The organism is Arthrobacter sp. HMWF013 (assembly GCF_003061105.1).
Taxonomy (GTDB): Bacteria; Actinomycetota; Actinomycetes; order Actinomycetales; family Micrococcaceae; genus Arthrobacter.
In genome coordinates, this window is the sequence record NZ_QAIQ01000314.1 from 1 (window position 1) to 2,174 (window position 2,174).

Annotated in this window: 3 protein-coding genes; 2 read left to right on the forward strand and 1 reads right to left on the reverse strand. The window is 62.3% G+C overall.

Annotation, left to right across the window (positions count from 1 at the left end; translation table 11 throughout):
* The first annotated feature begins 709 nt into the window (after window positions 1–709).
* Entirely contained in the window at window positions 710–1,021 is a 312-nt protein-coding gene (locus DBR22_RS24135; RefSeq protein WP_219928113.1) for a hypothetical protein, read from the forward strand.
* 176 nt (window positions 1,022–1,197) lie between these two features.
* On the opposite strand, the gene DBR22_RS11940 is transcribed toward DBR22_RS24135, so the two are convergent.
* Window positions 1,198–1,434 carry a DUF1059 domain-containing protein gene (locus DBR22_RS11940; RefSeq protein WP_108599191.1) on the reverse strand — a complete coding sequence of 79 codons (237 nt, stop codon included), beginning with the start codon at window positions 1,432–1,434 and terminating at the stop codon, window positions 1,198–1,200.
* Window positions 1,435–1,671: 237 nt separating this feature from the next.
* On the opposite strand from DBR22_RS11940, the gene DBR22_RS11945 reads away from it, so the two are divergent.
* Window positions 1,672–2,174: MGDG synthase family glycosyltransferase (locus tag DBR22_RS11945; protein WP_441296241.1), on the forward strand; the 503-nt coding region annotated here is incomplete at its 3' end.

Sequence of the window (2,174 nt, forward strand, 5' to 3'; positions counted from 1 at the left end):
TACCCACCCTGTCTGCGCCGATTTCATCGGCCAGGGCCTGGGCGGGTTCGATCACGACCCTTGCTGCCCGTCATACTCGGCCGCCAGGTCGCCCGGCGTGCCATCCGGGTGGAACGGCTTCCGGTCATGGGTGTCGGTGCGAGCCCAGGGGATAGCTCCAGGCGGCCAAGAGCCAATGGTTGCAACAGTGCGGAAAGGGTCATGAGACAGTCCTTTGGCATTCGATCTATCACAGGATCACCGCCGTCCGCCAATGTTCGGCCGCCGTGGACGCTAAGCTTTGATGGTGACTACACTCATAACTGAGTGTGCTCAGAATACATTCCCATGAGAATCAAAAGTGCAAAAGTGACGGTCAGTACTCTTCGGCCTGCCTCGGTTCGGTGAGTTTACGCCCGGATGAGGCCCCGGATTGTTGGTCTGCCGATCGACACGCTGCTGGTGAAGGGCCGAGGCGCCGCGAGCACGCAGGCGTACGTGGATTGGGCCACGGCGAAGTTCCCGCAGCTGAGCAGCGTTGCCTCGGCGGAGACGATCGAGGAGGCAATTTGCTGATGCTGACGTTGTTATGGCCACCAGCTCCACTGACGCGGCGGGAAGCGATGCGTTCCCCTATTTTCCGAAATCGGCCATCAAGCCCGGCGCTCTGCTGCTTCTTCCGGCCGCTGCGCGGTTCGATGACGATTAACTCGAGGGTGACGCGCGGCTTGTGATTGATGCTGAGGGCCTTTATCAGGCGTGGCTCGAGGAATATGGCGCCACCGCTTACCAGATCCTGGGCATTCCGGGTTCGCACTGGTTCGGGCTGCTCGAGAACGGACAAATTCCCGCATCGAAGATCGAGGAAATCGCCGAGATAGCGACCGGAAGGCTCCCCCGCCGCCGCAACGACGACGACATCATCCTCTATTCCGTGGAATGCCCGTGGAGGATGTTGCGTGGGCAACGGATCTTTACCGCGTCGCCGAGGAGAAACATCGGAACTGTCCTGAACCTCTGGGACACGCCGGCCCTCGCCTGAATCGCCGACGCCGCCGCAACCGGCCCCATCGGGTTTGTGAAAGCCAGTCATTGGCCTTTCTGCAAGAGCTGAACGGGCTTGAGCCACAAGGCACCCGCTCCGAGTGATTCGGCGCGGGTGCCTCGCTACTGCACCACGTCGTCAATCCCTGCGGCAGCGCTGGGGATTGAAGCGGCTTATTCCTCGGGAAGGGCAGCGAAAGCCTTCTTCGTGTCGCGGTACCACCCCATGCCCTTGATCGGGTTCTTCCAGCGGCCCTTCATCGCGTCACGTGCCTCTTGATGAGCTGAGTCACCGGCCAGGACAGCTTCCTTGAGGTGCTGGTCCTGTGCGTTGATGATCTCGTCCGCAGTATTGCCCCGGAACGAGAGATCGCAGGGGCCACCGAGTTGCTTGCAGGTCATGCTTTTCATGGCTGTTTCCTCTGTAGTCATGCATCGAGTTGTGGAAACTCTCACCGGGATCCTTCCTGCCGTGAATCTTAGTCTGCTCGCTGAGGCTCCGGGCGCCGTCAGATCCCGCCACCACGCGTTCGGGGCGTGGGGCGAGAGCTGCCCAGCATTGCAGGGCCGTCAATAGGAGACACAGTCCCGTGCTGATCGAGGACAAGTTGGCCAGGCGGTGGTGATACGGCCCACTAGACTCTCTTCATGCGCAGAACGTCGGCACGAGGCCCCGACACCGCTGGGAGGGAGCGCGTACTTATCCTGTCAGCAGGGGTAGGAGCGGGGCACAACAGCGCCGCGGCGGCGGTGCAGCAGGCGTGTGCCGCGCGCGCCGATATTGACGAGGTGCAGGTGCTGGACGTGCTGCAGGTGAGCAGCGTGCTCTACCGCACACTGCTGGACAAGGGTTACTTCGTCCTGGTCGAGGACTTGCCGTGGCTGGTCGAGTGGGGCTACGACGTTAACGACCGTCCGTTCCGGCGCCGGGGCCCGGTAGACCCCTGGACACGGGTGAACGCTCTTCCGGTGATCGGTGCCATCAGGCTATTCCGGCCGACCGCGATCGTGTGCACGCACTTCCTGCCAGCCCAACTGCTGGCGTCACTGCTCCTACGCGGCGTGATCGACGCGAAGACCGCCGTCGTCACGACGGACTATGACTTCCAGGGCCTATGGCTTACGGGCGCGTTCCACGCGCTCTTCCTGGC